Below are 25572 nucleotides of genomic sequence, written 5' to 3' on the forward strand. Positions count from 1 at the left end.
CTGAGGTCCACGAAGCACAAAGGAGTCACGCCATGAACCCCGCACTCTCCCCCGCGGTGACCACCCCCACCGCCGGTTCACCCGATGCCGAGGCACGAATCCGCGAATTGGCGCAGAGCCTGTCCCTTGAGCAGCAGGTCCAGTTGCTGACCGGTGCCGATGTCTGGTCAACGCATGCCATCCCGGAGATCGGCTTGAGCCGCATCGTGATGTCCGATGGCCCCGCAGGCGTCCGCGGCGAGGACTTCGATGAGCGCCACGATTCCATTTCCCTGCCCTCATCCTCGGCATTGTCCGCCACGTGGAGCGTCGAAACCGCCCGCCGGTACGGCCAGGTCCTGGGCCAGGAGGCCCGCCGCAAGGGTGTGCACGCCGTCCTGGGCCCCACCATCAACCTGCACCGCTCCCCGCTGGGCGGACGCCACTTTGAATGCATGAGCGAGGACCCCCGGCTCACGGCCACCATCGCCGCCGGGTATGTGGAGGGCGTGCAGTCCATGGGCGTCGGCGCCACGCCAAAGCACTACATTGCCAACGAGGCCGAAACAGACCGCTTCACGGCCGATTCCGTGGTGGATGAGCGTCCCCTGCGCGAGCTGTACCTCGCGGCGTTCGAGGACGCCATCACCGAGGCCCGTTCGTGGCTGGTGATGAGCTCCTACAACTCCATCAACGGCACCACCGCCAGCGAGAACAAGCTCCTGGAGACCCCGCTCTCCACGGAATGGGGTTTTGACGGCGTAGTGGTCTCCGACTGGACCGGCGTCCGCTCGGTTGAGGCCGCGAACGCCCACCAGGATCTGGAAATGCCCGGCCCCGTAGGCCATTGGGGCCCCAAGCTCCTGGCCGCCATCAACGAGGGAAAGGTCAGCCGGGAAGCCATCCTGGAGAAGGTCACCCGCATCCTGCGCCTGGCGGCAAGGGTGGGCTCCCTCGAAGGCTTCACACCCGCTGTCACCGCGCCGCCCGCCGAACTGAACGGTGCCGCCGTCGCACGTGAAGTAGCGACGCGCGGCGCAGTGCTGGTCCGCAATCAAGGCACCCTCCCGCTGGATGCCACGCAGCTCAAGAGCGTCGCTATCATTGGCCACAACGCCGACGAGGCCCGCACCCAGGGCGGCGGCAGCGCCACCGTCATGCCGAAGCACACCGCCTCGCCACTGGAAGGGCTCAGGAAAGGACTGCCCGACGGCGTCCAGGTCACCTTCGCGCGTGGCGCCAAGGTAGCCGAGGGCCTCCAGGCCTTCCCCCGCACGGCAATCGACAACCCGGTTTCCAACGTTCCGGGCATCCGGGTCACCTTCCTGGACACGGATGGCGCGGTGATCTCGGGCGAGGACCGGCTGGCCACGCACCTCATCTGGTTCGGCATCGGCATCCCCGAAGGTGCAGCAACCATCCGCATGGAGACCGACTGGACCGCAGAAACCGCGGGCATCCACCACTTGGGAATCGGGACGGTGGGCCAGATCAGCTTTGCCTTGAACGGCGAGGAAGTGTTCAACGGTGAGCTCGAGGACGATACCGATGTCCTCGGAGCCGCCCTGTTCGATCCGCCCAAGACGGTCCACGCCATCGAGGCCACTGCCGGTGAGGTGGTCCGGATCGAGGCCGAGTACCAATTGCCGAAGCAGCAGGTCATCCCGTTCACGGCCATCCTCCTGGGTGAGGAAACCGTGGTGGAGGACCCGCAGGCCGAGATCGACGCCGCCGTGGACATCGCCCGCGCATCGGACGTGGCCGTGGTGGTGGTCGGCACCAACGCCGCCATCGAATCCGAGGGCTTCGACCGTAAGAACCTTGACCTCCCCGGACATCAGAATGAGCTCGTGGCAGCCGTTGCCGCCGCCAACCCGTGCACCGTGGTGGTGGTGAACTCGGGTTCACCGGTCCTCATGCCGTGGCTCGACGATGTGAGCGCCGTGCTCCTGGGCTGGTTCGGCGGGCAGGAATTCGGCCACGCGATCACGGACATCCTGCTGGGCAACGAGGAACCCGGAGGCCGTCTCCCCACTACCTGGCCCGCCGCACTGGAAGACGTGCCCGTCCTCAACACCACCCCTCTGGACGGAAAGGTGGTCTACTCCGAGGGCATCCACGTGGGCTACCGCGCCTGGCTCAAGCAGCAGGCAGAGGGCGGCGCCGCTCCTGCCTTGCCGTTCGGTTTCGGCCTGGGCCACACCACCATCGAACTCGGCAAGGCCCACGCTCCGCAGTGCGTCCCCGCGGGCAAGGAAGTGGTGGTGCACGTCCCGGTCAGGAACACGGGCACCCGCACCGGCCGCGAAGTGGTCCAGGTGTACCTGGCCCGCACGGATTCCTCCGTGGAACGCCCCGTCCGTTGGCTGGCCGGCTACGCCGGAACGCACCTCGCGCCATCCGGCACGGACAGCGTCGAAGTGCGGATTCCCGCCAAGGCTTTCGGCCATTACGACGGCGGCTGGCAGCTTGAGCCCGGGACGTTCACCCTGCTGGTGGGCCGCCACTCGGCGGACACGTTCCAGGAGTTGGAGATCGAACTGCGCTGAATTAGCCGTGACGGCTGCCACTTTGGAGACCTTCATTACCGTGGTTTTCCCCACATGTTGCTTCTTTACGGTATGGTGTGGAATTTTCATGGCATGCTGTACGTTGCATAGCCGTAACTCCCCTATCTGAAGAGGCAAGAAAACAAGTGGCAGCCGATTACGACGAACTCCGCACAGACGTCAAAGAAAACCAGGAGCAGTCCCTCCAGGCGCTCCAGTCCGCCAGCGCCCCTACAGCCAAGAGCGTTGTGCTGGAACTCGACGAGACCGATGGCCTTGACGCCAACGGCCCTGGCGGCGAAATCGTCGCCGAGGAACTCGTCATCCAGGTCATCCCGCAGGCAAGCGACGAATTCACCTGTAACTCGTGTTTCCTGGTCCGCCACCGTTCGCAGATTGCCCGCGAAAAGGATGGCGTCGCCTACTGCACTGACTGCGAAGGCTAAGACGACCCACCACCCGGGCGGTCTGATCGTCGTCAGGGAGTGCCGCCGTCGGGATTTAACTGCGGAAGGACCGGAGCACCTGCTCCGGTCCTTCCGCAGTTAACTAGCCAGCCCGCTTGCGGCGGTGGTTTGTGATCCGCAACTGCAGGATGCGGGCACCGCCAGCGAGGGCCACCAGTACTCCGCCTCCGACGGCCGCAATGAACAGCGTGGTTCCCAGCGCCAGCGACCCCTCAAGCCCGAAGAACCTCACAGTGACCATGTCCTGGTTCTGGACAAAGAAGACGATCAGCAGCACCAGGACCACAAGTCCGACGGCCACAGCCACCCACACAGCGGCCGTGCGCGTGGGTCGGCTGCTCTCAGGATGCACTGTTGGCTGCGCGACCCCCGTTGGATCCACGCTGCGCGGGCTCGCGGGTTGAACCGGCGTTCCGGCTCCCCCTGGCGGCGGTCCGGCGTTTGGGTTTGATCCCGTAGTCGCCGGAATCCTCGCGGCGTCATCCTGGAAACTCATGCTTGGCCCCCTTCGTTCCGGACAGCATCCAACCCTGCCATCTAATAATAAGCATGCTTACTGATGGATGGAAGGAGAGGGGCCGGTCCATGTGGACCGGCCCCTCTGCGTCATTTCATTTCATGCTGTAATCCGTGCTGGTGGGCCCGGGGTCATCGTTCCGGACTGCGTAGTGGTGCCCTTCGGAATCCGTTTCGACATCGAAGTGCTTGAGGTCTTCCTCCGAGGCGGTCTCAAAATCATCGTGCTTGTGCACTACAGGAGAGTCCGTGTCCCCACGCGTTGCGGGGCCGAAAACGAACTGCAGCCTCTCGGTCACGTGCTGGAAGCCTTCCAACTTACGTCCCATTTCTTCCACCTCCCCTCCACAGGAAAATGAAAAACGGCAGGTCCGGTGAGCGCCGTACCAGTGAGCCAATTTTACGCCCGGAGGCAGGAAAAGGCGCTAGAACGCCTGCCCTGTGGCCCTCACCATCACCTCCGAAACGTCGACGCCGGGTGGCTGGGAAAGTGCCCACAGCATGGTTCCAGCCACGGACTCGGGAGGAATCGAAGCGTCCGGCGCTTCACGCCACAGCGGCGTGTCCACATGGCCGGGAGCAATGTGCAGGACCCGCACTCCGGTCCCCACCAATTGCTGCCGGAGGGACTCGGCATAACCAGTGACGGCCCACTTGGTGGCCGTGTACAGGTTGCCAGGGTAGACCTTCCGGCCGGCGGTGCTACCGATCAGCACCATATGCCCCCGGTTCTCCATCAACTGGGGCAGGGCGGCTTTGGCCAGGATTGCCGGACCGTAGACGTTGGTCAGCACCATGTCCCGCCACAGCAGGGGATCACCGTCGGCGAGGTCCCCCGGCGAAGAAAATCCGGCGTTGGCCACGGCGACGTCGATCCCGCCCATAAAGCCGCGGGCGGCAGCAACGGCGTCGCGCGTTTGCTCCCAGTCGCCCGCATCCGCCACGACTCCCCCAAGCCGTCCGGTTGCTGGCGAGGACGCCAGCAGGGCATCAAGCTTGACCGGGTCGCGCCCAGTAGTAAACACGGAATGCCCTGCACGCAGGGACTCCCGCACCAGGGCGGCACCAATCCCGCTGGTGCCGCCCGTAACCAGGATGCGGAGCATCAGGAAGGATCCGCGATGCCGATGTAGCGCGTTTCCAGGAATTCCTCGATGCCCTCAAAGCCGCCTTCCCGCCCGAGCCCGGATTGCTTCACCCCGCCGAAAGGTGCAGCGGGGTTGGATACGATCCCCGTGTTCAGCCCGAACATCCCCACATCGATCTTTTCGGAAAGCCTGATGCCCCGGTTGAGATCGCGCGTGTAGGCGTAGGCAACGAGTCCGTATTCAGTGTCATTGGCCAAAGCGATGGCTTCCGCTTCCGAGGCAAAGCTGACGATGGGCGCAACGGGACCGAAGACCTCCTCACGGAGGATCCTCGCATCGGTGGGGACATTAGCCAAGACAGTGGCCGGGTAGAAGTAGCCGGGCCCATCGGCGGGCGAACCACCCGTCAGCACCGAGGCACCAAGCGCAACGGCGTCCGACACAAGCTCATCCACCTTGGTACGGCTCTTCGCGTCAATGAGCGGCCCGATGTTGGTCCCCTCAGCCGATCCCCGGCCGAGCCGCAGTCCGGACATACGATCCGCCAGTCGGCGGGCAAACTCGCCCGCCAGCGATTCATGGACAATGAACCGGTTGGCGGCCGTGCAGGCTTCCCCCATGTTCCTTAGCTTCGCGAGCATCGCACCGTCCAGGGCGGCGTCCAGGTCAGCATCCTCGAACACCAGGAACGGCGCGTTTCCGCCGAGTTCCATGGACGTGCGGAGCACTTGGTGGGCCGAGTCCGCAATGAGCTGCTGGCCCACACCCGTGGAACCGGTGAACGACAGCTTGCGCAGGCGGCTGTCCCGGATGAGTGGTCCTGTGACATCTCCTGGCCGTGTGGTGGGGATGAGGTTCAGGACGCCGGCCGGAAGGCCCGCCTCCTGCAGGACCTGCGTCAACAGGAGCGCCGTGAGCGGAGTGAGGTTCGCCGGTTTGAGCACCATGGTGCAACCCGCTGCGATGGCGGGTGCGATCTTCCTTGTGGCCATGGCCAAAGGGAAGTTCCAGGGGGTGATGAACAGGCAGGGACCTACGGGGCGCTTGGTGACCAGCAGCCGGGATTTGCCGTCCGGGGCGGTGGAGTAGCGTCCCGAGATCCGGACTGCCTCTTCCGAGAACCACCGCAGGAACTCGGCCCCGTAGGCAACTTCACCACGGGATTCAGCCAAGGGCTTGCCCATTTCCAGGGTCATCACCAAGGCGAACTCCTCGGCCCGTTCGGTGACCATATCAAACGCTCGCCGCAGGATCTCGCCACGTTCCCGCGGCGGAGTTGCCGCCCACGAGTCCTGGGCGCGGGCGGCAGCAGCCAAGGCCCGCTGTCCGTCCTCGGGTGAAGCGTCAGCAATCCTGGCGAGCACAGCGCCGGTGGACGGATCCTCCACAACGGAGGTTCCGCCGTCGGACGCGTCCGTCCACTGGCCGTCAATGAAAAGCTGCACCGGCAGCGAGGCAAGCAGCTGCTGCTCGGCATCAGTCAGGGCATCAAGCTCAATGGTCTTCTCCACTTAGAGCGCTTTCTCGAGGATGGTACGGATTTCGACGGCGGTGGGTGGCACCGGCGTGTTGTTGATGACGGCATCGGCCAGGGTGTCTTCGACCAACGAGTCGAGGTCGGCCTCAGTGACGCCGAAGTCGGCCAAGCGGGCTGTCATGCCCACCTCGCGGGCCAGCGACGCAACGGCGTCGACGGCGGCAGCAGCGTTCTGGTCGATGCCCGCCGAGGTGTCCCCGACGCCTAAGGCGAAGGCCAGCCGGGCGGTCCTGTCCAGGCGGTTCCGGAGGTTCAGCCGCAGGACATCCTCGATGACCAGGCACAGCGCCAGGCCGTGGGGAATGTTGAAGCGGCCCCCGAGCGGGTGGGCAATCGCGTGGACCAGGCCCAGTCCCGTATGGGAGAAGCCCACGCCGGCAATATGGGAGGCGAGGAGCAGCTGGGACCGGGCCTCAAGATCTGTTCCGTCAGCAACTGCCCGCGGCAGGAACTCGGCCACAGTGGAGACCACCTGGAGGGCGATGCCATCGGAGTAGGGGTTGGGCCGGATGGACGAGTAGGACTCGATCGCGTGGGTCAGCGCGTCCATGCCCGTCGCGGCTGTCGCCTTGGGCGGCAGGCCTACCGTCAGTTCGGGGTCCAGCACCGCAGCCTTGGGCAACGCGGAGGCGTGTCCCACGTAGAACTTGCGGTGGGCGTCTACGTCGGTGACCACACCGAAGGCGTTCACCTCGGCACCGGTACCGGCGGTGGTGGGCACGGCAACAATCGGCAACGCCGGGTTCGGGAAGTGGTTGCTGTAGTCCAGCCCCGCTCCCCTGGCCGGATTCACGGCACCCAACGAGATGCCTTTTGCGGCATCCATGGACGATCCTCCGCCAACGGGAACCAGGACGTCCACACCGGAGGCTGCTGCCTGGTCCGAGCCGGCGTCCACGCACGTGGTGGTGGGGTTGGGGGTCACGCCATCGAAAACGCTGACGGAGAGCCCGGCCGCTTCCAAGGACGCCCGCACGGCAGACACAACGTCCGTGGTGGCAAGGAAGGGGTCCGTGACGATCAAGGCTGACTTCGCGCCGAGGGAGGCAACAATCCCGCCAATCTCAGCCACGCGGCCCCGACCAAAATAAGCCGTCGGCTTCGGATCGAGCGTCAGCTCGGTGGAGGCCAGTTCGGCGTGGATCTGCATGCGCGTCTGCATGATGGTCAAACTCCTTCCGCGGCAACAGACGGTGCGGTCCGCAGTTGCACGCCAATAGCGTCTTCATAAAGTTTCACCGGGGTCATTTCGCCGGCGTTGTCGCCATAGAGAGCCTTTGCCCTGCGGTAGAGCTGCTCCACCAGGCCGGACAACTCCATGGGCACACCCACCGAGCGGGCCAGGTCCACGGAGAGGCCAAGGTCCTTGCAGGCGAGCGCAATCGCGAAGCCTTCGTCGTAGTCGCCGTGGTTGAGGATGGACAGAACATCGTTTTCAACAAAGTTGGAGTTCGCCGGGCTGGCGATGATTGCCTGCCGCAGCACTTCCAGGTCCACGCCGGCTCTGACTCCGGTGCTGAGGACTTCGGCAGTTGCCACGAGGTGCGAGAACCACAGTTGGTTGATCATGAGCTTCACTGCGTAGCCCGCCCCGTGGCCGCCCACGTGGAGGATGCGTTCCGGGTCACCCATCGCTTCGAACACCGGGCGCAAACGCTCGACGTCGGCCTCCTCGCCACCGATGAAGATCTGCAGCATTCCCTTGGCCGCACCCACGGACATGCCGCTCACGGGTGCATCCACCACCCGCACACCGCGGGCGGCGCCCGCTTCACGGACCCTGTTGGCCACCTCCGGAACGGACGTAGACATGTCCACCCAGGTGCCGCCGTCGGGCATTCCGGCGAGGATGCCGTGGGGCCCGAACGCCACCATGTCCACGTGCTTCGGCGTGGGAAGCATGGTGATAACGACGTCGGAGCCGGCAGCGACTGCCGCTGCGTCGTCGGCCCATTCAGCGCCGTTGGCCAGAAGTTCAGCCGCGGATTCCTTGCGGACGTCGTTGACGACCAGTTGGAATCCGGCGGCCTGGAGGTTCCGGGTCATTCCGGAGCCCATGTTGCCCAGGCCGATGAAGCCGATCCGGGCGGTGCCGGGAGTGAGGAGCAGCGCCTCACGAACGGAAGATTGCGTTGTTGCAGTCATTTCGGGTCTCAATTCACGATGTGTGGTTCAGTCATCCAGGGCGGCGTCGCCCAGGTTGATCCAGGTTGTTTTCAGCGCGGAGTAGGCATCCAGCGCGTGCAGGGAACGGTCCCGTCCGAAACCGGATTCCTTGAAACCGCCGAAGGGAGTGATGATGTCCGCGACGTCGAAGGTGTTGACCCATACCGTCCCGGCACGCAGTTCACGGGCAGCGGTGTGCGCCTTGGTGATGTCCTGGGTCCACACGCTCGCGGCCAGGCCGTACTTGGTGTCATTGGCCATCCGGATTCCTTCCGCCGCACCGCGGAAGGTGGAAACCGCCAGCACGGGTCCGAAGATTTCCTCCTGGCCGATGCGCCCGGAGTTGTCCACCCGGTCCAGGACCGTCGGCTCAAGGTAGAAGCCATTTTCGACGCCGGCAGGCCTCACCTGCGCACCGCCGGACGCCACCGTGATGCCTTCCTTCTCGGCGATCGCGTAGTACCCGAGGATGCTGTCCAGCTGCTTGTCATCGATGATCGTGCCGATTTGGGTGGCTGGATCCAGCGGGTCACCGAGTTGCAGCGACCGGCCCACTTTGATGACCTCTTCGAGGAGTTCGTCGTGGACGCGCTCGTCCACCAGGAGCCGCGAACCACCGTGGCAGGTCTGGCCCGCGTTGTAGAAGATTCCCCACGCAACCGCGGACGCACAGGCGGCGATGTCTCCCACATCGTGGAGGACCACCTGCGGGGACTTGCCACCCAATTCCAATGCCACCTGCTTTCCGTTGGACTCGGAAGCGTAGCGCTGGAAGTACTTTCCAACCTCGGGTGAGCCCGTGAACGTAATCTTGTCTACCAGTTCGTGACGGCCCAGGGCCGCACCCGCAATGTGGCCGAGCCCCGGAACCACGTTGAACACCCCGTCGGGGATGCCTGCCTCGGTGGCAAGTTCGGCCAACCGCAACGCGGTGAGACTGGTCTGCTCCGAGGGCTTGAGGACCACGGAGTTTCCTGCGGCCAGCGCGGGGGCAACCTTCCATGCCGAGATAATCAGCGGGTAGTTCCAGGGAACCACCGCGCCGATCACCCCAAGAGGCTCCCGGGAGATGACAGCGAGGGCGTTCCGTGGGGTGGGTGCGACGTCGTCGTAGACCTTGTCCAAAGCCTCCGCGTACCAACGGAAGGTCCGGGCACAGCTGGGGACATCCACGGCGAGTGCATCGCCGATCGGGTGGCCGGCGTCCGTGGATTCCAGGAGCGCCAGCTCTTCCAGGTTCTCAAGTATCAGGTCGGAGAGTTTGGTAAGGACAGCCTGGCGGTGGCGGCGGTCCGTCCGTGACCACGCACCGGACTCGAAGGCACGGTGTGCCGCCTTCACGGCGTCGTCCACGTCCTGCTCCCCGGCGGACGCCACGTGGGCGGTAACGGATCCGTCCCTCGGGGAGACCGTTGGGAAGGTTCCGGCGTCGCGGGCAGGGCGGAAGCCGCCGTCGATAAACAGCCCTGTGCTTGGCTGCTGGGCGGCCGCCCGCTCGATCCATTCGTTCTTGCTCAATGCCATGGCGGGTTCCTTAGACCGAGTACTTCTTGACGGCGTCGTAGTCGATCACGGCGCCCAGGCCCGGCAGGTCCGGCACCCGGAGCATGCCGTCGTCGTCGATGTCGAGCGGCTCCATGAAGAAGTCGCGGCGCTCGGGGGTCCAGCCCGGTGGGTCGTAGGGGAATTCCAAGTATGGACCTGCGTCCACGCCCGCGGCTACGTGCAGGTTGGCCAGGAGTCCCAGCCCGTTGCTCCAGGTATGCGGCGTGAAGAAACGGTGCTTGAGGTTTGCCGTCTCAGCCACCTGGCGGGCGCGGTACATGCCTACGGCCAGGGCCACGTCAGGCTGGTAGATGTCATAGGCGTCGGCTTCCACCAACGCCATCATTTCCGGCATGCTCCGGACCATTTCGCCGCCGGAAACCTGGATGCCCGTCTGGGCACGCACCCGCTGTGCACCGACGATGTCCGCCTGGGGCAGGGGTTCCTCAAGCCAGCGGACGTCGAGGTCCGCGAGCTGGGCAGCCAGGCGTTGGACCTTGGCGAGTTCCAGTGCGGGTTCGATGTCCCCGCTCATGCGCCACATCTGGTTCAGGTCCACCATGAGGTCGAAGTCGCTGCCGACGGCTTCGCGGGCGGCCCGGACAGACGCGATCCCTTCCTCAAGGCGGTCGCGGGCGATGCGGATCTTCATCGCTTTGAACCCGCGGGCCTTTGCTGCGAGCGCGGACTCGGCCCGCGCTTCCGGTGCCTTCAGTTCGCCGGAGGAGGCGTAGGCCACCAGCCGGTCCTTGGCTCCGCCGAACAGGGTGGCCACGGGAAGGCCGGCCACCTGACCGATGATGTCCCAAAGAGCGGCTTCGAGGGGCCAGTAGCGTCCCCCGTGGAAGTTGATGGTTTCGATGCGCCGGACTTGGTTCAGGATGGCCAGCGGATCGGTGCCGATGAACAGGTGTTCGTAGGCTTCGAAACCATCCATGGTGTCGCCGGAGCCGACGCCGGTGATGCCCTCGTCGGTTTCCACTTCCACCAAGGTGGCGGGGAACGCGGTACGCGGCTCGGGGTCCCAGGCGGCGTTGAACGGCGGGTCCAGGGGTAGGACCATGCGGGTCAGCCGGATAGCAGTGATCTTCATGGTGGGTCAGCCTCGCGGGGTGAAGAAGGGGTTGGACGGGGTGTGGCGTGCATCGATGACTTCTGCCGTGGACGGGAGGCTCTTGGCCCCGTTCTCCAAGGCAGTCCGGACCGACTCCCGGTTGTTGCGGTAGACAGCGTCATCGTCGTCCGCTTGCGGATTCACCCACACTGCGGCGATCAACGCGTGCGAATCGGCCTCTTCCTCGGAGAGGATGCCGTCCGCCACGGCGTCAGCTACGCCTGCGGCGATCCCGGCCTGCGCGGCGCCCCAGGTGAGGTTGCCGTGCTGGTCGTTCGCAGGGGCGGCCTTGGTCACGAAGAGGGTGAGTGGTTTGACGGGAAGCGATGGGCGGAGGACGGCGACGAAGGGCACGTGGCCTGCGCTCGGGGAGGCCAACGCCGTGGCCCAAGCAGTTCCGGCAGGACCATTCCTGTGGCCAAGAACCGTATTGACGTGCGCCGCGTTGACGCCGGCTCCAACGAAGGACTCGCCGATCTGGATTTCCTGGGTCATTAGAGGAGACCCTCCGATTCGAGCCATTCCTTCGCGATGTCATCCGGGTCTTCACCGTCGACGTCAGCTTTGGCGTTCAATTGCTGCATGACTTCCGTGGTCAGCTTGGGAGAGACCTTGGCCATAATGTCCGTGATCGCCGGGTATTTCTGCAGCATGTCCGACTTGATGGTCAAGGCACCCTGGTAGATGGGGAAGAACTGCTTGTCGTCCTTCATGACCTTGAGCTTCAACGCCGGGATGCGGCCATCAGTCTCGAAGACTTCACCGAAGTTGCAGTCCTGGCCCTTTTCCGTGGCCGTGTAGATGACGCCGGTATCCAGCATGGAAACCTTGGCGTCCGGGCTGATGCCGTATTCCTTGCGCAGGCCCGGCATGCCGTCGTCCCGGGTGGAGAATTCGCTTTCGACGCAGAACGTCTGTTCGCTGGCCGGAAGCTTGGCGACGTCGGAGAGGGTCTCTATTCCCAGTTCCTTGGCCTTGTCCTCCCTGATGGCGAACGCGTAGGTGTTGTTCAAAGGTGCCGGATCCAGCCAGGCGATGCCCTTCTTGGCGTCGGCTGCCTTGACGGCGTCGAACATCGCCTTCTTGTCCTTCAGGGGAGTTGTCTGCTTGTTGTAGGTGATCCAGGAGGTTCCGGTGTATTCCCAATATCCGGCGAACTGGCCGGTTTCGAAGGCGGTGCGGACGTTCGCGGAACCCACCACGCTGGTGTTGGTGGAGGTATCCGCACCGTGTGCGTTCAGCACCTGGCTGGTGATGTGGGCCAGGATGAATTGCTCGGAGAAGTCCTTGGCGCCGATGACGCCGGTGAGGCCCTTCAATTCGTCGCCCTTGGCATCGGCGCTGCTGGAGGAGGCCGACCCTCCGCAGGCGCTCAGGCTCAGGGTGGCGGCAAGTCCGGTGGCCAGGATGGCCAGGAGTGGTTTCTTCATAATGTGTGTCCTTGGGAAGTGTTGGTTGTCTTAGGTGCCCTTGGGCTTAAGGAAGTCCTCTGCCAGCCCGGCGAGCCAATCGATGGTGAGCGCAATGCAGGAAACCACCACGGCCCCTGTAATCAGCACTGGCCAGCGCTGGAGCTTGAGGCCGTTGACGATCATGTCGCCCAGCCCTCCGGCGTTGATGAAGGTGGCAACGGTGGCGACGCCGACGCAGAACACCAGGGCCGTGCGCAGACCGGCAACGATCACCGGAATGGCCAGTGGAAGCTCGATCTTGGCCAGGACCTGGGCCGGGCGCATTCCCATGCCCCGGGCGGCCTCCACCAAATTGCGGTCCACCTGTTCGAGGCCCACCAAAGTGTTGCGGAGTACCGGGAGGATGGAGTAGGCAACCAGCCCCACCAGCGCCACTTCGAAGCCAAGCTTCCACACGATCGCAAGCAGGATCACCAGTCCAATGGCAGGGGTGGCCTGCCCGATGTTTGCGATGGCGAAGACTATGCCGTGGACTGCCTTCGAGTGCACCCGGCTGAGGCCGATACCGGCGGGGATGGCGATCGCCGCAACGATCGCCGAGGCCGTGACAGTCAGCTGCAGGTGCTCCCGGGTCCGGTCCCACAAGTAGTTCCAATTCAGTGTCCGGACCTCGATGGAATCCAGGCTGAGCGAGGAGATCCACAGGCCCAGGGCCAGCAGGGCCGCGGCGATGACCAGAGGGGTCCCGAAGCGCTTGAAGGAGAAGTACTTGCCCTTGCGGTTGGACGCCGTCCCAAAGGAGGTGGCCAGGTCCCTCGTTGCCTGGGCGGTCATGGCCGGACTCCCCCGGCAAGTGCTGCCGGATGAACACCGGTGCCCAGTACCGCGGAGATCCGTTCGATGTCGATCGACCCCCTGGCGCGGCCGTCTGCGTCGGTCACTGCCACGGGTGCTCCACCGGACAGCACCAGGGCATCCAGGGCATCCCTGAGGGAATCGTTGAGCCCTACGCTCAAGGCGCTGCCCGCAACAGCAGGACCCAAGCCGGCTTGGTTCACAGGGATGAGGCTGAGGCGCTTGAGCGCCGCGCCGTGGCCCACGAACTGGGATACGTAGTCGTTGGCCGGATTGGCCAGGATGTTGGCCGGTGTATCGAACTGTTCAATCTGGGAGCGTTCGGACAGGACAGCGATCCGGTCACCCAAACGGACGGCCTCTTCGAAATCGTGGGTGACGAACACGATCGTCTTGCTGAGCTTTTCCTGCAGCCGCAGGAACTCGGTCTGGAGCTTTTCCCGGGTGATCGGATCGGTGGCGCCGAAGGGCTCGTCCATGAGCATGACCGGCGGGTCGGCAGCCAAGGCCCGTGCCACGCCGACGCGTTGCTGCTGGCCACCGGACAGCTGCCGCGGGTACCGGTTCGCGAACACCTTGGGATCGAGTTCGACGACGGACAGCAGCTCCTCCACGCGGTCACGGGTCCGTTTCTTGTCCCATCCGAGGAGTTTGGGAACCACCGAGATGTTCTCGGCAATGGTCATGTGCGGAAAGAGTCCGATCTGCTGGATGACGTATCCAATGCGGCGGCGGAGCTCGTTGGGGTTGAGGGAAAGGACGTCTTCCCCGTCAATGGTGATGGAGCCGGATGTGGGTTCGATGATCCTGTTGATCATCTTCATGGTGGTGGTCTTGCCGCAGCCGGAGGGTCCCACGAACATGATCAGCTCGCCCGGGGCGATGTCCATGGTGAAGGACTCGACGGCGGGAATCACCTGTCCCGGGTACGTTTTGGTGACGTCTTTGAGGACGATCCGGGCGCCTGCGGCCGGACGGGTAGTTGTTTCAGACACGAAGTCCCCTTGAGGTAGTGACGCGGCGGGCGAGCACGAAAGCACCGTCCAGCAGCAGGGCAAGGACAATGACGCCGACGGTTCCCACCACGGCGAAGTTGAGGGCGTTCTTCGATCCCAGGCTGGAAAGACCCTTGAAGATCATTTCGCCGAGGCCCGGCCCGCCCACGTAGGCGGCAATGGCCGCGATGCCCATGGACAGCTGGGCGGAAACCCGGACGCCAGTCAGTACCACCGGCCAGGCCATGGGCAGCTGGACGCGGAACAGCGTCTTGACCGGCCCCATCCCCATGCCACGGGCGGATTCGGAAACGGCTGCGGGGACTTCCCGCAGGCCTACAACGGTGTTTCGGATGATGGGCAGCAGAGCGTAGAAGGCCAGTCCCACCACGGTGGGGGTCCAGCCCAGCCCGAGGAGCGGGATGAGGAGCGCCAGGAGGGCCATGGACGGGATGGTCAGCCCGACGCCGGCACCGGCGATCGCCATGGACCGGCTGACGGGCCGGTTCCAGACGAGAACACCGATCCCCACACCAATGACCGTTGCGATCAGCAGGGAAACCAAGACAACCAGCACGTGCTGGGTGGCGGATTCGGCGATGTCTGCCGATCTCTTGATGAGGAACTGTCCGAGGTCGGACAGAAACGAGTCGTTCAACGTGATCCTCCTTTTCACTTCATTGGGGGAAAGGATCGGCGCTCACTTCTCCGTGAGGCATGACACAACCGTAGAAGCCCGGTTCCCTTTTGCGCAATGCATGTTGTTGAAATGTCAACACGCTCCGGTTAGGATCAAGACGTGACCGGATCGACGAAGGAGTACCCGTGAACGAGACAGCCACACCCAGACGCAATTCCTCAGGGCTGCGAAGGGACCTGGAACTCCTGGAAATCCTGGGCTCGCCAGAGGCCGTTGCAGGCAATGGATTGGGCGTCAGCAAGGTGGCGGAGATTACCGGGCGGGACAAGGCCCAGGTTTCCAGGACCCTGGCCACTCTGGCGGAGGCGGGCCTTGTGAGCCGCGACCCGGAAAGCCTGCTCTACACCCTGGGGCACAGCCTCTACGCACTGGCCGCCAGGACCACGGAGGCCAGGATGGTCAGCGCATCGGCCCCCTACCTCAAGCGCGTATCCGCCGCGACGCACGAGACCACCCACCTGTGCGTCCTGCGCGGCGGAACGGTCCTGACCCTGAAGAGCGAAATGTCCAACCACACCTACCGGGCCCTCGGCTGGGAAGGAGTGAGTGTTGATGCTTGGAGCACGTCAGCAGGCCGGGTACTGGTCAGCGACTGGGACGAAACGGCACTCAAGGATTGGTATGACACGCACGCGGCCGCCTCATCTCCGGCCGCACGCCCGGACAGGCAGGATATCTCTCCCCTCGCCCTGGAGGCAGGACAAAGCCCTGCCGCGGGCGAACTGAAATCCAAGATCCAAACGTTCGCGGACCTCAAGGCGGAGATCACGCAGATTCGCCGGCAGGGATACGCCGTAGTGGACGAAGAATTCGAGATTGGCGTAGTGGGGGTGTCCGCCCCGGTTTACGACTTCAAGCAGCGCATCGTCGCCGTCTTCAACGTCAGCGCACCCAAGCAACGGCTCGGCAGGCACTTGGACCAGGCCGGTGTACTCGCGGCGAAAGTGGCCCGGGATTTCTCGATAGCCCTGGGCGCTTCACCCAACGCCTAGCGCAGCGACTTGTCTTCCGGATTCCGGGGCACCACATACGTGCTGCCGTCGGGCCGTCGAATGGTTTCCCACTGCTGCGTCTCGGCTTGCCGTTGAGCCAGGAGGCGCCGGTTCTCCTCTGTCATTTCGTGGTCGAGGGAGCTGCTGTGCGCCGGACCGAAGATTACCCGCAGCTTGCCCGTTGCGCGCATGAACTTCCGGGCGAAGGTTTCCTGGGCCACTGGCGATCGACTCCTTCAGCTAGACATTTCGACCGTTCAACACCTTAATAGTACGCTAATAATTAGTACACTAACTAATCAAGAGAACCGGCCCTGGGAGGGAAGCCATGACAGCACTCACGGACGCAGCCGAGGAGACCGACGACCTCCTCCTGGAACGCCAACTCTGCTTCGCCCTCACGGTGGCATCGCGGAGCGTAGTGGGCATCTACAAGCCGGTCCTGGAGCGGATGGGGCTGACCCACCCCCAATACCTCGTGATGCTTGCCCTCTGGGAGCGGAGTCCCCGGACCCTCAAGGACATCAGCGACGCCCTCCTGCACGAGCCCGCCACGCTCTCCCCTCTCCTTCGCAGGCTGGAAGAAGCCGAACTGGTCACCCGTGAGCGTGTTCCCGGCAACGAACGCGCCCTGGCCATCAAGCTCACGGAGAAGGGCGCTGCCCTCCGGGCACAGGCCACGGCCGTGCCCGGCACCATCCGCGAGCGCTTGAACCTCAGCCGCGAGGAAGTGGCCGAGCTTCACCAGGCCATGACCGGACTCATCAGGGCAACCCAGCAGGACCCGGCCAAGCCGTCAGCGTAAAATGGGATCATGCGCTTGCGATTCGCCCGGCCCGCACTGGCCATTCCCGCACTGGCAGTCCTCGCCATAGCCGGACTGGCGGCCTGCACGGGCACGCCCGCCCCCGGCAACAGCACCAGCACCAGCACCCCAACATCAAGTGCCACTACCAGCGCCACGCAAGCACCGTCGTCGTCCGCCACTCCCAGCCGCACCCCCACACAGGTACCCACGAGCGTCGGTCCCAGCGATCCCGCTCCCACCCTGCCAGGAAGCACCGCCGGCCAAGGCAACGCCGAACTCTCCATCACCTTCCTGGCGTCCCCCGAGGCCACACCGCAGAATTACACGCTGGTCTGCGCGGGTGGCGTACCGGCGGCAGAGAGCAAGCACCCCACCGCGTCGGCAGCCTGCGAAGCGCTGAAGAACTACCCCACCCTCCTGACCGCACCGGTTCCCGCTGACCAAAACTGCACCATGCAGTTCGGCGGCCCGGAAACAGCCACGGTGACCGGCTCGGTGGACGGCACGGAAGTCAACAGGAAGTTCAGCCGGACCGACGGCTGCCAGATTGCACAGTGGGATGGGGCCAGCGTCCTCCTTGGTGCCAGTGGTGGTGCAGCCTAGCCCGCAGCACCTCCCGCAGGAGCAATGGCTCGGGCTGGAGGCTGCCCATCATGCCCGGGTGGCACAGTATGCGGACCCCTACCTGGCGCGGCGTTCGGCCGGGCGGAAGCACCCAGTGGAGGACTTCCTTTTCACGTATTACACCCAGAAGCCCGGCCAATTGCTGCGCTGGCATCCCGGCGACGGCGTAATCCTCACGGGCGAGCGAGCCCTGGAACGGGCCGACTGGAAGTTCTATCACCGGCTCGACGACGGCCAGCTCGCCGCCGCCGGGCTGGCCCCCGGAACGCCCGCGGTCGCTTTTGATCGCGACGGCTTTGCGTCCCAGCGCGCCGAAGCAGTCCGCTTCGCGGGAATCATCCTGCGGGGCACTGCCATGCGCCCGGCCCAGTTCGGCTGCTTCGGGCTGCACGAGTGGGCCATGGTGTACCGGCAGGAAAAGTTCGAACTGCGGCACGAGTACCTGCAGCTGCGGCTCGGCGGCGCCGGCACGGATACCGTGGTGGAGCAGAACCGCATCCGGTGCACGCACTTCGACGCTTTCCGGTTCTACACGCCGGACGCCGTTCCGCTCAATGAGCTCTCACCAACACGGGAGAACCAGCGCGCCACGGAACAGCCCGGCTGCCTGCACGCCAACATGGACCTGTACAAGTGGGCCTACAAGCTGACGCCTGCACTGCCCAGCGAATTGGTGATGGATTGCTTTGAGTTGTCATGGCGGATCCGTGCCATGGACATGCAGGCGTCCCCCTACGACCTTGAGGAATGGGGCTACCCGCCCATCAGGATCGAGACACCGGCGGGCAAGGCCGAGTACGTTGAGTACCAGCGGGCTTTCGCAGCCGAATCCCAAATGCTGCGGGCCCGCGTGCTTGAGGCTGTTGGGCCGCTCCTGGACGCACTGCCCGCCTGAAGCACCCGCCGCCACCAGCGAAAGGCAAGCATGGTTCCCACCGATAAGACCGAGTACGACGTCGACCTGACAGTCACTCTGACAGAGGCACCAGGCGCTGAGCCACGGGAGTTCCGGTTGCGGTCCGTGGACGGCGTCCTGTCCCCGGACGAAGGTTCGCTCGATTCGAACCTGCCGGACGCGCACGCGGCGCTTGCCGCCGTCGAGCAATTCGGCGAGGAAATCTTCTTTCCCGTACCCCGCCCGGACCGGTTCTGCACGCAACAGTACGGCGGCCCGCAGACTGCGCTGGTGACGGGCTCATTCCGTGGCCGGGTAGTCAACAGTTCCTTCAGCCGGACCGACGGCTGCGAGATCGCCCGCTGGAAAACCATGGCACCACTGCTGGGCAACACCGGAGGCTCTGCAGGCAACGTGTGACGCGCCTGCAGAGCCCCTGCGGTGTGGGAGGACCAGCGTCAGTTGGTGGCCTGGGCGGGCTTCCGGAGGAACACTGCCACTACTACGGCCGTGGCCACGCACAGACCCGCATTCACCCAAATCGCCGTGGTGACACCGCTGAGCACGGCAGGGGCGGCATTGTTGCCGATCGCAAGGATCTGTGCCGTGAAGATGGCGCTCATGATCGGAATACCCATGGTGATGCCGATCTGCTGGCTCATGGTTGCCAGCCCGGTGGCAAGGCCTTGCTCTGCATCAGGCAGGCCGGAGGTTGCGGTGACCATGAAACCGACGATGACCACGAGGTTGGCCACGCCACCCACGAACGTGGCGACCAGCAGCAGGGCAATCGACGCGGGGTGTGCGCTGAGCAGGACAAGGGCACCGGTGGCGATGGCCTGGACGATGAATCCGTACACGATGGCCTTCTTGTTGCCGATCCGGCCAATGACCTTTGGACCAAGGACACCACCCAGTACCGTTCCGAGGCCGAGAACTGCGAAGGCCAGGCCTGCACCCAGCGGCGTGTAGCCGAGAACCTGCTGCAGGTACAGCGTGAGCAGGAAGACCAGGGATGTCTCCGTGACGAACGCGAGGATGCCCGCGATGTTTCCCCACGCGACCGTGGAGCGCTTCAGGATCTCCAGCGGTACCAACGGTGACGCTGCCCGGCGTTCAACTGCAACGAAGGCCACGAACAGCACCACGGCTGCGGCCAGCGAAGCCAACGTCAGGGGATCGGCCCAGGAATGTTCAGCGGCGTTCGTGAGGCCGAAAACAAGTGCCAGAAGGCCCAGGGTCACCGTGACCGCGCCCGGAACATCGAGCTTGAGCTTCGTGGCCGGTTTGCCCTCGCCGAGGACGATCGGGGCGATGATAAGAACCGCGACGGCGACGGGAACGTTGATGAAGAAGGCCCAGCGCCAGCTGAGCAGGTCCGTCAGGAGCCCGCCCAGGATGGCCCCGGTAGTGAATCCAGCGGCCATCAGGGAACCATTCAGCCCCAGGGCCTTGTCACGCAGCGGACCCTCCGGGAAGGAAGCAAGCAGCAGGGACAGCGCCGCCGGAACCACAATGGCTGTCGCAATGCCTTGGCCAACGCGGGCGATGAGCAGCAGTGCGGGATCCGCGGCCAGGCCACCGGCCAGCGAGGCTACACCCAGCAACGCCATACCGATGATGAACATCCTTCGACGGCCGGCAATGTCAGCGACGCGGCCAAACAGGAGCGTCAAACCCGCGGCGCACAGCGCGAACGCCGTCGCGATCCACTGCAGGTTCTCGAGGCTGAAGCCGACGTCGGCACCGATGGCCGGGAGGGCAACGTTGAGGATGGAGAAGTCGACTGCAAGGGTGAAGCTCGCCGCGAGCAGGACAATGAGCGCCAGCCTTTGACGCCCGTTCATTCGTTCAGGAGCACGGGCCGGCGCCTGGGCTCCCTCACTCAAGGGCGGAACACCGGGTTCCGTGCTGACATCCGGTTGAGTTGTCATGGAGAGTTCCTTCTCTTGGAGTTACTGCCGCCCGCTGGCGGCATCTTCACAACTCCACGTTCATCCAAGCTGACAGGATCAACCACACCCCCTTCTGCCTACCCCTGGCAGGGACAGGCAGGGCGCCCAGTACTTTAATTTCCGGGCTTTGTCTTGTCACAAGAACCTGCGGGACGCCGCATGAGGGTGTTACTGACAGGGACAGGACATGGCTGCAGAAGACCGGCAGAATGGGGCCCATGAGTAATCTAAGTGAACTTGGGGAGTTCCTTCGCGTCCGAAGAGCTGCCTTACAGCCAGAGGACGTTGGACTGCTGAACTACGGCATCCGCCGTGTTCCGGGACTGCGCAGGGAAGAGCTGGCCATGCTGGCCGGCGTCAGCAACACCTACTACACGCGGCTGGAGCAGGGACTCAGCAACAATGCATCCGAGGCCGTGATCGACGCCATTGCCCGGGCACTGAACCTGAACACCGACGAGCGTGCACACCTTTTCAACCTTGCACGTCCGGGAACAACCAAAAGGCGGACCCTGACCAAGCCGGATAAGGTCCGGCCTGGCACACTCCGCCTCATCCAGTCGATGGCTACGACGCCCGCCGTCGTCCTTGGACGCCGCAGCGAGGTCCTGGCTTGGAACCGGATCGGCCACAGGCTCGTGGCCGGCCACCTGGATTTCGCCTCGCCGGAAACGCCGTCCACGCGGCCCAACATGACGCGGTTATTGTTCCTCGACCGCCACACCCGGGAGCTGTACACGCGGTGGCAGGAAGAGGCCACCCGCGCCGTATCATCGCTCCGACTGGTGGCCGGTCGCGCGACCGACGATCCGGAGCTCGCTTCATTGGTTGGCGAATTGACCATGAACAGTGAAGAGTTCGCCAATCTGTGGGCGCGGCATCCCGTGGAAAACTGCATGTCCGGGCTGAAATACATGCACCACCCCGAGGTGGGCGATATCGAGCTCAACTTCGAGGTGCTGACCCCGCCTGATGAATCGGGACACCGCCTCCTCATGTACACCGCGGATCCCGGCACGCCTGCTGCGGAGGCCCTGCAGCTGCTGACCTCATGCGAGGCCGCTGCGGCCAATGAGGCCAAGCGCATTCCGGCCAAGTGATGCCGCCGACCTGACACGCAACAGAAGGCCCGATCCCTCAAAACCACCGAGGGATCGGGCCTTCTTATCGTTCCGGGGTTGTCCGCCGCCCCTAAGCGACGGGAGCCGGAGCCTGGGATCGCTCAGGCGCCACCTGCTTTGGCCGAGGGCGCGCCCACCGGTCCATGACCGGCTTCTCCACGAGGGCGTACAGTGCCCAGCCAGCGAGGAGCGTGGCCAGGAAGAATCCCGCCACCACCAGCAATGCGACCGGCGTCGGGTACAGTTGGTCGCCCAGAAGTATCCGACCGTAGAAGATCACCACGCCCTGGCACAGGTAGAAACCGAAGGACACATTGCCCAACCAGACCATGGGTTTTGAACCGAGGAAGCCGGTGCGGCCCTCAATGTCGCGGGTTGCTACCGTGCAGATGATCGCTGCCACCGGAACGATGGTGGCCACGTTGAAGGAATAGACAAACGGAACCATCATCGCAACGACGTAGCCGGCCAGGCAGAGAACCAGGGCGTGCCACACCTTCAACGGAATCCAGCGGCCGGAAAGGACTATCCGGGCAAGGATGGACCCCAGGATGAACTCGAACAGCCTCGCGGGCGGGAAGATGTACCCGAACCAGAACTGTGCCTCTGACACCGGAGTCAGTGCCGATACCGGCGTAGCGGGAATCAGATACGTGGTGACCAGCTGCACGGCGATCATCGCGGCCACGCTTGCCCACGCCCAGGCCCACAGGCGGTTCCCGGGAATCTTCCGGATGGGGACCATCAGGACAGGGAACAGCATGTAAAACAGCAACTCGCTGTTCAGGGTCCAAGACGGCGGGTTCACCGCCACGTACACGGAGGCATCAGGAATGAACGAATTCACCAGGAAGAGGTTGCTGAGCCATCCGAGGGGAGGGTTGATCGCGGCTGCGAACAGGACCATCGACAACACCCACATCACAAGGTGATTGGGGAAGATCTTCAGCAAACGGCGCCGCCAGAATTGCCGCTTTGGCTCGCCCGGCTTTGACGCCCAGGCCAACAGGAAACCGCTGAGGACAAAGAAAAACGAAACCCCCACGTATCCGGCTTTGCTGACGAGCCATTCCAGGGTTGATCCGAGATCGCTGTCCGCGAACGGGTTGATGGGATCGTTGGGCGGTATGGGTGAGTTGGACAGGGTGATGTGGAAGAAGAACACCAACAGGGCGGCAAAAAACCGCAACCCGGTCAGGGACGGCAGTTTGCTAAGCCGCGGGCGTGCGGTGGTCGCTTCGGGTACGGTTGCGGTCATGATGCCCGTCCTGCGGGAAGCTCAATGCCCAGGCTGTGGGTGAAATAGTTGGTTGGATCCCAGCTGGCCTTTGCCCGCTGGAGCCGGGGGTAATTGCCCTTGAAGTACAGCGTCTGCCAACCAACGCCGGAGCTGTTGTGGCCAGTGGAGGCAACATCGACGTCAGGATAGTTGATATAGCAGCCATCCAGCTGATCGCCGGGAACTGGTACGCCGCCCGTAGCCTGGAACATGCCCTCGTACGTTTCGCGTTCCCAGCCCAGATAGAAGTCATCGTCTCCCGCCTCCGACCAGAACGTCTGCAGGCAGAATTTGAACGCCGACTGGCGTTGGGCGTTCGCCGTGGCATCGGAGGCGACGGCGTTGACCTGGCCGCCGAAAGAGAACAGCACCAGCATGGTGTTCGGGTTGGTGAAGTCCGGCCTGCTCATCTGCCGGTAGAGCACTGCAATCTGGTCATCGGTGAACTTTCGGTTCAGGTATGCCGATTTGTGTGCCCCACGGCTCGTGGGATTGGTAATCACCGGGTTGTCGGTACCCACCAGGCGGGTAGCCTGCAGCCAGGGGATTTCCCGGGTCTTGAAGAAGCCCGGCATTGCCGGGATTTCGCCGTTGGGCTTCTCCAACGGCTCCGGAGTCACCGATACGCCCTCAAGGATCGCCTTCACGTAGCGTTCCATTACACCCTTGGCATCCGGAGCAGCTGCATCGATTTGCGTGAACATGCCCAGGCTTCCGTGTGCCTTGGAGCTGACATTGAAGAGGCTGCTGAGGTGTGACTCCGGGGTTCCGGGCTGGCGGTACGTCTCGTGCCAAGTGCCGAAATTGGTAATCAACCGGCGGAAAGAGGTTTCATCCAGCTGATCCCAGGGAATGGAGATTGCGCTGACCAGAACCGTCGAAGGCGCCTTGACCAGCTGCCCCGACGGGGTCTTGTCACGGGTGCCCGGAGACCGGAACCAGTACTTGGTAACAACTCCCCAGTTGCCGCCGCCACCGCCGGTGTGCGCCCACCACAGATCACCCAGCTCCCCCTTGTCGTCGCGGGTTGCGGTGACGGTCCGTACCTTGCGGCGGGCATCGACTGTCACCACCTCAACGGCATAAAGGTGGTCCACCACCAAGCCGTGGGAGCGTGACAAGAGACCGTAACCGCCGCCGGCTATATGTCCTCCGGCACCGACGCTGTAGCAGATCCCGCCGGGAACGGTGACTCCCCAATTCTTGTACAGCGTTTCATAGACGTTCATGAGACGGGCACCGGGTTCCACCGCAAAAGCGCCCATCTTCTTGTCGTAGTACACCGCGTTCATCGGCGACACATCAAGGATTACCTGGATGGAGGGATTGCAAACGAAATCAGCGAAGCAGTGCCCGCCGCTCCTTACCGAGACCTTCTTGCCCGTGCGGACTGCTTCGCGTACCGCGTCCTCGGCGTCCTTGGTGCTGGTGATCAGCCTGACATAATCGGGGTTGGAGACAAATCGCTGGTTGTTGCCGGTCATGAGGTCCGCATAGCGGGAGTCCCCGGACTTGATGACGGAACCATCCGGCACTCCCGCGGGACCGGCATCGGCATGGGCTTGCGGGGCTGTGGCAGTCCCGAGTGCTGCCAGGGAGGCTGCCGCGATGGTCCCGGCAGACCCGGTCATGAAGAACCGCCTGCCCATCCCCTTCTTTTCGGTGGTGGTCATTGCCGGGTTCCTCCCCGTTGAACTGTGTTGTTGGGGTGCAGCGTAATTTCGGCCTTCGGGGCGACGAAGTAGTGCTGTACCGAATAGGAGATGGTGGCGAAGTCTTCGGCGCCGTTGCCGTCAAAGTCCCCGGCAACAATCCGGGCGATTGACTCTCCGGAGACTTTCCACTTCAGGAACAGGCCTTTGGCCAGGTCTACGGTTTTGTAGTAGTACGCGCCCTGCCAAGGGTTGGGGCCGCGGAGCCCGATCAGGAATTCGTCGTCACCGTCGCCGTCGAAATCGCGGCACATGACGGTGTGGCCGGGGCCCTCGCCGTTCTCGTTCGGGTCCCCGTAGATGTCCAGCAGGTGCCGGGTCCAGCCAGCCGCCTCCGCGTCGCCCCCACTCCGCACGTAGACGGCGACTGTGTTGCCGTGGAAAGGTTCGATTGCGGCGACGTAGGCGAGGGGATCGTCGCCGATCCGTCCGCCATCCACATCACCGCTGCCCTTGAAGGTGGTCTGCTCAAACTGGTTTTCCTCGCCGTCGCCGATGTGCTCCCAGGACCATGCACCCTTGTCCTGTTCGTAGTAGAGCCACGTGACACCTTCATCGGAGGCCATGAGGATCGAGTCCAGCGGTGAGCCGGGAATCAAGCCACCCTTCTTGGCAACCCCGTGGATCATCCGGAAGTCCGAGTCGCTGATGATCTCTTTGTCCCATTCAGCGCGGGGGTCATCGGTGGGCGTGAAAAGCACGACGGGCAGGACCGCGTGGACGTCCTCGACTGCGACGATCGGGAAGCCGATGATCTGGATCTTGTCCGTCCGGGTGAAGTGCCCTACCCGAAGCCGGTGCATGCCGATGGCACGGCCGACGTAATGGCGCTTCCAGTTCTCCTTCGCCTCAGAAGGATTACCGGGGTTCTCCAGCCAGTCGATCTTTCCGCCCTCGGGGTCGGCGTGGTGAATAGTCCCCCCCGGGCCATAAAGCTGGTAGCAAACCACGAGGTCGGTCGTCCCGTCACCGGTGATGTCGCCAAAGTCCATGCCGACTGGTTCTTTGATCTTGTCCAGCACGAGCTTCTTTTCCCAGGTGGGGTTCTTGTACCAGTAGATTTCGCCGACTTTGAGGCCGTAGCCCACCAAGTCGGGTTTCCCGTCGCCGTCGATATCAGCCGCTTCCAGCCAGTATCCGTCGCGAAGGAAATCCGTCACTGTCTGCGTTCCGAATGCAGGTTCGCTGACGTCCAGAGCGGGTGTGGTCTTTGGCAGTGCCGTTGAAGTCATGAGGCTACCTTTCGTGTGAGTGTGCGGGGTG

General features: G+C 64.0%; 26 protein-coding genes. 8 read left to right on the plus strand and 18 right to left on the minus strand.

Going from position 1 to position 25572, the window contains the following annotated elements; genetic code table 11:
• Window positions 1–32: 32 nt before the first annotated feature.
• Both ACIPV6_RS11085 and ACIPV6_RS11090 read left to right on the plus strand, forming a co-directional pair.
• Window positions 33–2528, plus strand: coding sequence for a beta-glucosidase (locus ACIPV6_RS11085; protein WP_400270929.1), 2496 nt, complete (start codon window positions 33–35; stop codon window positions 2526–2528).
• A 146-nt stretch (window positions 2529–2674) separates the two neighbouring features.
• Window positions 2675–2974, plus strand: coding sequence for a DUF4193 domain-containing protein (locus ACIPV6_RS11090; protein ID WP_211713967.1), 300 nt, complete (start codon window positions 2675–2677; stop codon window positions 2972–2974).
• Between the two features lie 103 nt (window positions 2975–3077).
• Here the strand turns inward: ACIPV6_RS11090 and ACIPV6_RS11095 are convergent, their stop codons facing one another.
• The 13 genes from ACIPV6_RS11095 to ACIPV6_RS11155 form a co-directional block, all read right to left on the minus strand.
• On the minus strand, window positions 3078–3491 hold the full coding sequence (locus ACIPV6_RS11095; RefSeq protein ID WP_400270930.1) for a lipopolysaccharide assembly LapA domain-containing protein: 414 nt from the start codon (window positions 3489–3491) through the stop codon (window positions 3078–3080).
• Window positions 3492–3606: 115 nt separating this feature from the next.
• Window positions 3607–3840, minus strand: a complete 234-nt coding sequence (locus ACIPV6_RS11100; RefSeq protein WP_400270931.1) for a hypothetical protein — start codon at window positions 3838–3840, stop codon at window positions 3607–3609.
• Window positions 3841–3936: 96 nt separating this feature from the next.
• Entirely contained in the window at window positions 3937–4617 is a 681-nt protein-coding gene (locus ACIPV6_RS11105; RefSeq protein ID WP_400270932.1) for an SDR family oxidoreductase, read from the minus strand.
• Window positions 4617–6110: an NAD-dependent succinate-semialdehyde dehydrogenase gene (locus tag ACIPV6_RS11110; RefSeq protein ID WP_400270933.1), complete on the minus strand. Its 1494-nt coding sequence runs from the start codon at window positions 6108–6110 to the stop codon at window positions 4617–4619. Before ACIPV6_RS11110 ends, ACIPV6_RS11105 begins: the two co-directional genes overlap by 1 nt.
• The gene (locus ACIPV6_RS11115) at window positions 6111–7298 is read right to left on the minus strand and encodes an iron-containing alcohol dehydrogenase family protein (protein ID WP_400270934.1); all 1188 of its coding nucleotides are present in this window, start codon (window positions 7296–7298) and stop codon (window positions 6111–6113) included.
• A 5-nt stretch (window positions 7299–7303) separates the two neighbouring features.
• Window positions 7304–8281 (minus strand): NAD(P)-dependent oxidoreductase, encoded by a 978-nt coding sequence (locus tag ACIPV6_RS11120; RefSeq protein WP_400270935.1) that lies wholly within the window; start codon window positions 8279–8281, stop codon window positions 7304–7306.
• 27 nt (window positions 8282–8308) lie between these two features.
• On the minus strand, window positions 8309–9826 hold the full coding sequence (locus ACIPV6_RS11125; RefSeq protein ID WP_400270936.1) for an aldehyde dehydrogenase: 1518 nt from the start codon (window positions 9824–9826) through the stop codon (window positions 8309–8311).
• A 10-nt stretch (window positions 9827–9836) separates the two neighbouring features.
• Window positions 9837–10940 (minus strand): mandelate racemase/muconate lactonizing enzyme family protein, encoded by a 1104-nt coding sequence (locus ACIPV6_RS11130; RefSeq protein ID WP_400270937.1) that lies wholly within the window; start codon window positions 10938–10940, stop codon window positions 9837–9839.
• Between the two features lie 6 nt (window positions 10941–10946).
• Window positions 10947–11456 (minus strand): formaldehyde-activating enzyme, encoded by a 510-nt coding sequence (gene fae, locus ACIPV6_RS11135; RefSeq protein WP_400270938.1) that lies wholly within the window; start codon window positions 11454–11456, stop codon window positions 10947–10949.
• Window positions 11456–12391 (minus strand): glycine betaine ABC transporter substrate-binding protein, encoded by a 936-nt coding sequence (locus ACIPV6_RS11140; protein ID WP_400270939.1) that lies wholly within the window; start codon window positions 12389–12391, stop codon window positions 11456–11458. Before ACIPV6_RS11140 ends, fae begins: the two co-directional genes overlap by 1 nt.
• A 30-nt stretch (window positions 12392–12421) precedes the next feature.
• Window positions 12422–13207, minus strand: a complete 786-nt coding sequence (locus ACIPV6_RS11145; RefSeq protein WP_400270940.1) for an ABC transporter permease — start codon at window positions 13205–13207, stop codon at window positions 12422–12424.
• Entirely contained in the window at window positions 13204–14223 is a 1020-nt protein-coding gene (locus ACIPV6_RS11150; RefSeq protein ID WP_400270941.1) for an ABC transporter ATP-binding protein, read from the minus strand. Before ACIPV6_RS11150 ends, ACIPV6_RS11145 begins: the two co-directional genes overlap by 4 nt.
• Window positions 14216–14881 (minus strand): ABC transporter permease, encoded by a 666-nt coding sequence (locus tag ACIPV6_RS11155; RefSeq protein ID WP_400270942.1) that lies wholly within the window; start codon window positions 14879–14881, stop codon window positions 14216–14218. The genes ACIPV6_RS11150 and ACIPV6_RS11155 overlap by 8 nt, the downstream gene beginning before the upstream one ends.
• A gap of 167 nt (window positions 14882–15048) precedes the next feature.
• Between ACIPV6_RS11155 and ACIPV6_RS11160 the strand changes: the two genes are divergently transcribed.
• The gene (locus tag ACIPV6_RS11160) at window positions 15049–15915 is read left to right on the plus strand and encodes an IclR family transcriptional regulator (RefSeq protein ID WP_400270943.1); all 867 of its coding nucleotides are present in this window, start codon (window positions 15049–15051) and stop codon (window positions 15913–15915) included.
• On the opposite strand, the gene ACIPV6_RS11165 is transcribed toward ACIPV6_RS11160, so the two are convergent.
• Entirely contained in the window at window positions 15912–16136 is a 225-nt protein-coding gene (locus ACIPV6_RS11165; protein ID WP_397323627.1) for a hypothetical protein, read from the minus strand. The genes ACIPV6_RS11160 and ACIPV6_RS11165 overlap by 4 nt on opposite strands.
• A gap of 107 nt (window positions 16137–16243) precedes the next feature.
• Here ACIPV6_RS11165 and ACIPV6_RS11170 point away from each other — a divergent pair, with 107 nt between their 5' ends.
• The 4 genes from ACIPV6_RS11170 to ACIPV6_RS11185 are packed head-to-tail and all read left to right on the plus strand — an operon-like array spanning window position 16244 to window position 18662.
• The gene (locus tag ACIPV6_RS11170; protein ID WP_400270944.1) at window positions 16244–16720 is read left to right on the plus strand and encodes a MarR family winged helix-turn-helix transcriptional regulator; all 477 of its coding nucleotides are present in this window, start codon (window positions 16244–16246) and stop codon (window positions 16718–16720) included.
• Window positions 16721–16729: 9 nt separating this feature from the next.
• Complete coding sequence (locus tag ACIPV6_RS11175) at window positions 16730–17326, plus strand: serine protease inhibitor (RefSeq protein WP_400270945.1); 597 nt, start codon at window positions 16730–16732, stop codon at window positions 17324–17326.
• Window positions 17283–18242 carry a 3-methyladenine DNA glycosylase gene (locus tag ACIPV6_RS11180; RefSeq protein ID WP_400270946.1) on the plus strand — a complete coding sequence of 320 codons (960 nt, stop codon included), beginning with the start codon at window positions 17283–17285 and terminating at the stop codon, window positions 18240–18242. The genes ACIPV6_RS11175 and ACIPV6_RS11180 overlap by 44 nt, the downstream gene beginning before the upstream one ends.
• Before the next feature lie 30 nt (window positions 18243–18272).
• Window positions 18273–18662 carry a serine protease inhibitor gene (locus ACIPV6_RS11185; protein WP_400270947.1) on the plus strand — a complete coding sequence of 130 codons (390 nt, stop codon included), beginning with the start codon at window positions 18273–18275 and terminating at the stop codon, window positions 18660–18662.
• Between the two features lie 38 nt (window positions 18663–18700).
• Here the strand turns inward: ACIPV6_RS11185 and ACIPV6_RS11190 are convergent, their stop codons facing one another.
• Window positions 18701–20089 carry an MFS transporter gene (locus ACIPV6_RS11190; protein ID WP_400271090.1) on the minus strand — a complete coding sequence of 463 codons (1389 nt, stop codon included), beginning with the start codon at window positions 20087–20089 and terminating at the stop codon, window positions 18701–18703.
• A 326-nt stretch (window positions 20090–20415) separates the two neighbouring features.
• Between ACIPV6_RS11190 and ACIPV6_RS11195 the strand changes: the two genes are divergently transcribed.
• Entirely contained in the window at window positions 20416–21297 is an 882-nt protein-coding gene (locus ACIPV6_RS11195; RefSeq protein ID WP_400270948.1) for a helix-turn-helix transcriptional regulator, read from the plus strand.
• A gap of 91 nt (window positions 21298–21388) precedes the next feature.
• On the opposite strand, the gene ACIPV6_RS11200 is transcribed toward ACIPV6_RS11195, so the two are convergent.
• From ACIPV6_RS11200 to ACIPV6_RS11210, 3 genes are read right to left on the minus strand one after another with little or no spacing between them, the layout of a single operon-like run.
• Window positions 21389–22576 (minus strand): acyltransferase family protein, encoded by a 1188-nt coding sequence (locus tag ACIPV6_RS11200; RefSeq protein ID WP_400270949.1) that lies wholly within the window; start codon window positions 22574–22576, stop codon window positions 21389–21391.
• Window positions 22573–24270 carry an FAD-dependent oxidoreductase gene (locus ACIPV6_RS11205; RefSeq protein WP_400270950.1) on the minus strand — a complete coding sequence of 566 codons (1698 nt, stop codon included), beginning with the start codon at window positions 24268–24270 and terminating at the stop codon, window positions 22573–22575. Before ACIPV6_RS11205 ends, ACIPV6_RS11200 begins: the two co-directional genes overlap by 4 nt.
• Complete coding sequence (locus ACIPV6_RS11210) at window positions 24267–25541, minus strand: FG-GAP repeat domain-containing protein (RefSeq protein ID WP_400270951.1); 1275 nt, start codon at window positions 25539–25541, stop codon at window positions 24267–24269. The genes ACIPV6_RS11205 and ACIPV6_RS11210 overlap by 4 nt, the downstream gene beginning before the upstream one ends.
• Window positions 25542–25572: the final 31 nt, after the last annotated feature.

It is taken from the genome of Paenarthrobacter sp. NPDC089988 (genome assembly GCF_044748465.1).
Taxonomy (GTDB): Bacteria; Actinomycetota; Actinomycetes; order Actinomycetales; family Micrococcaceae; genus Arthrobacter.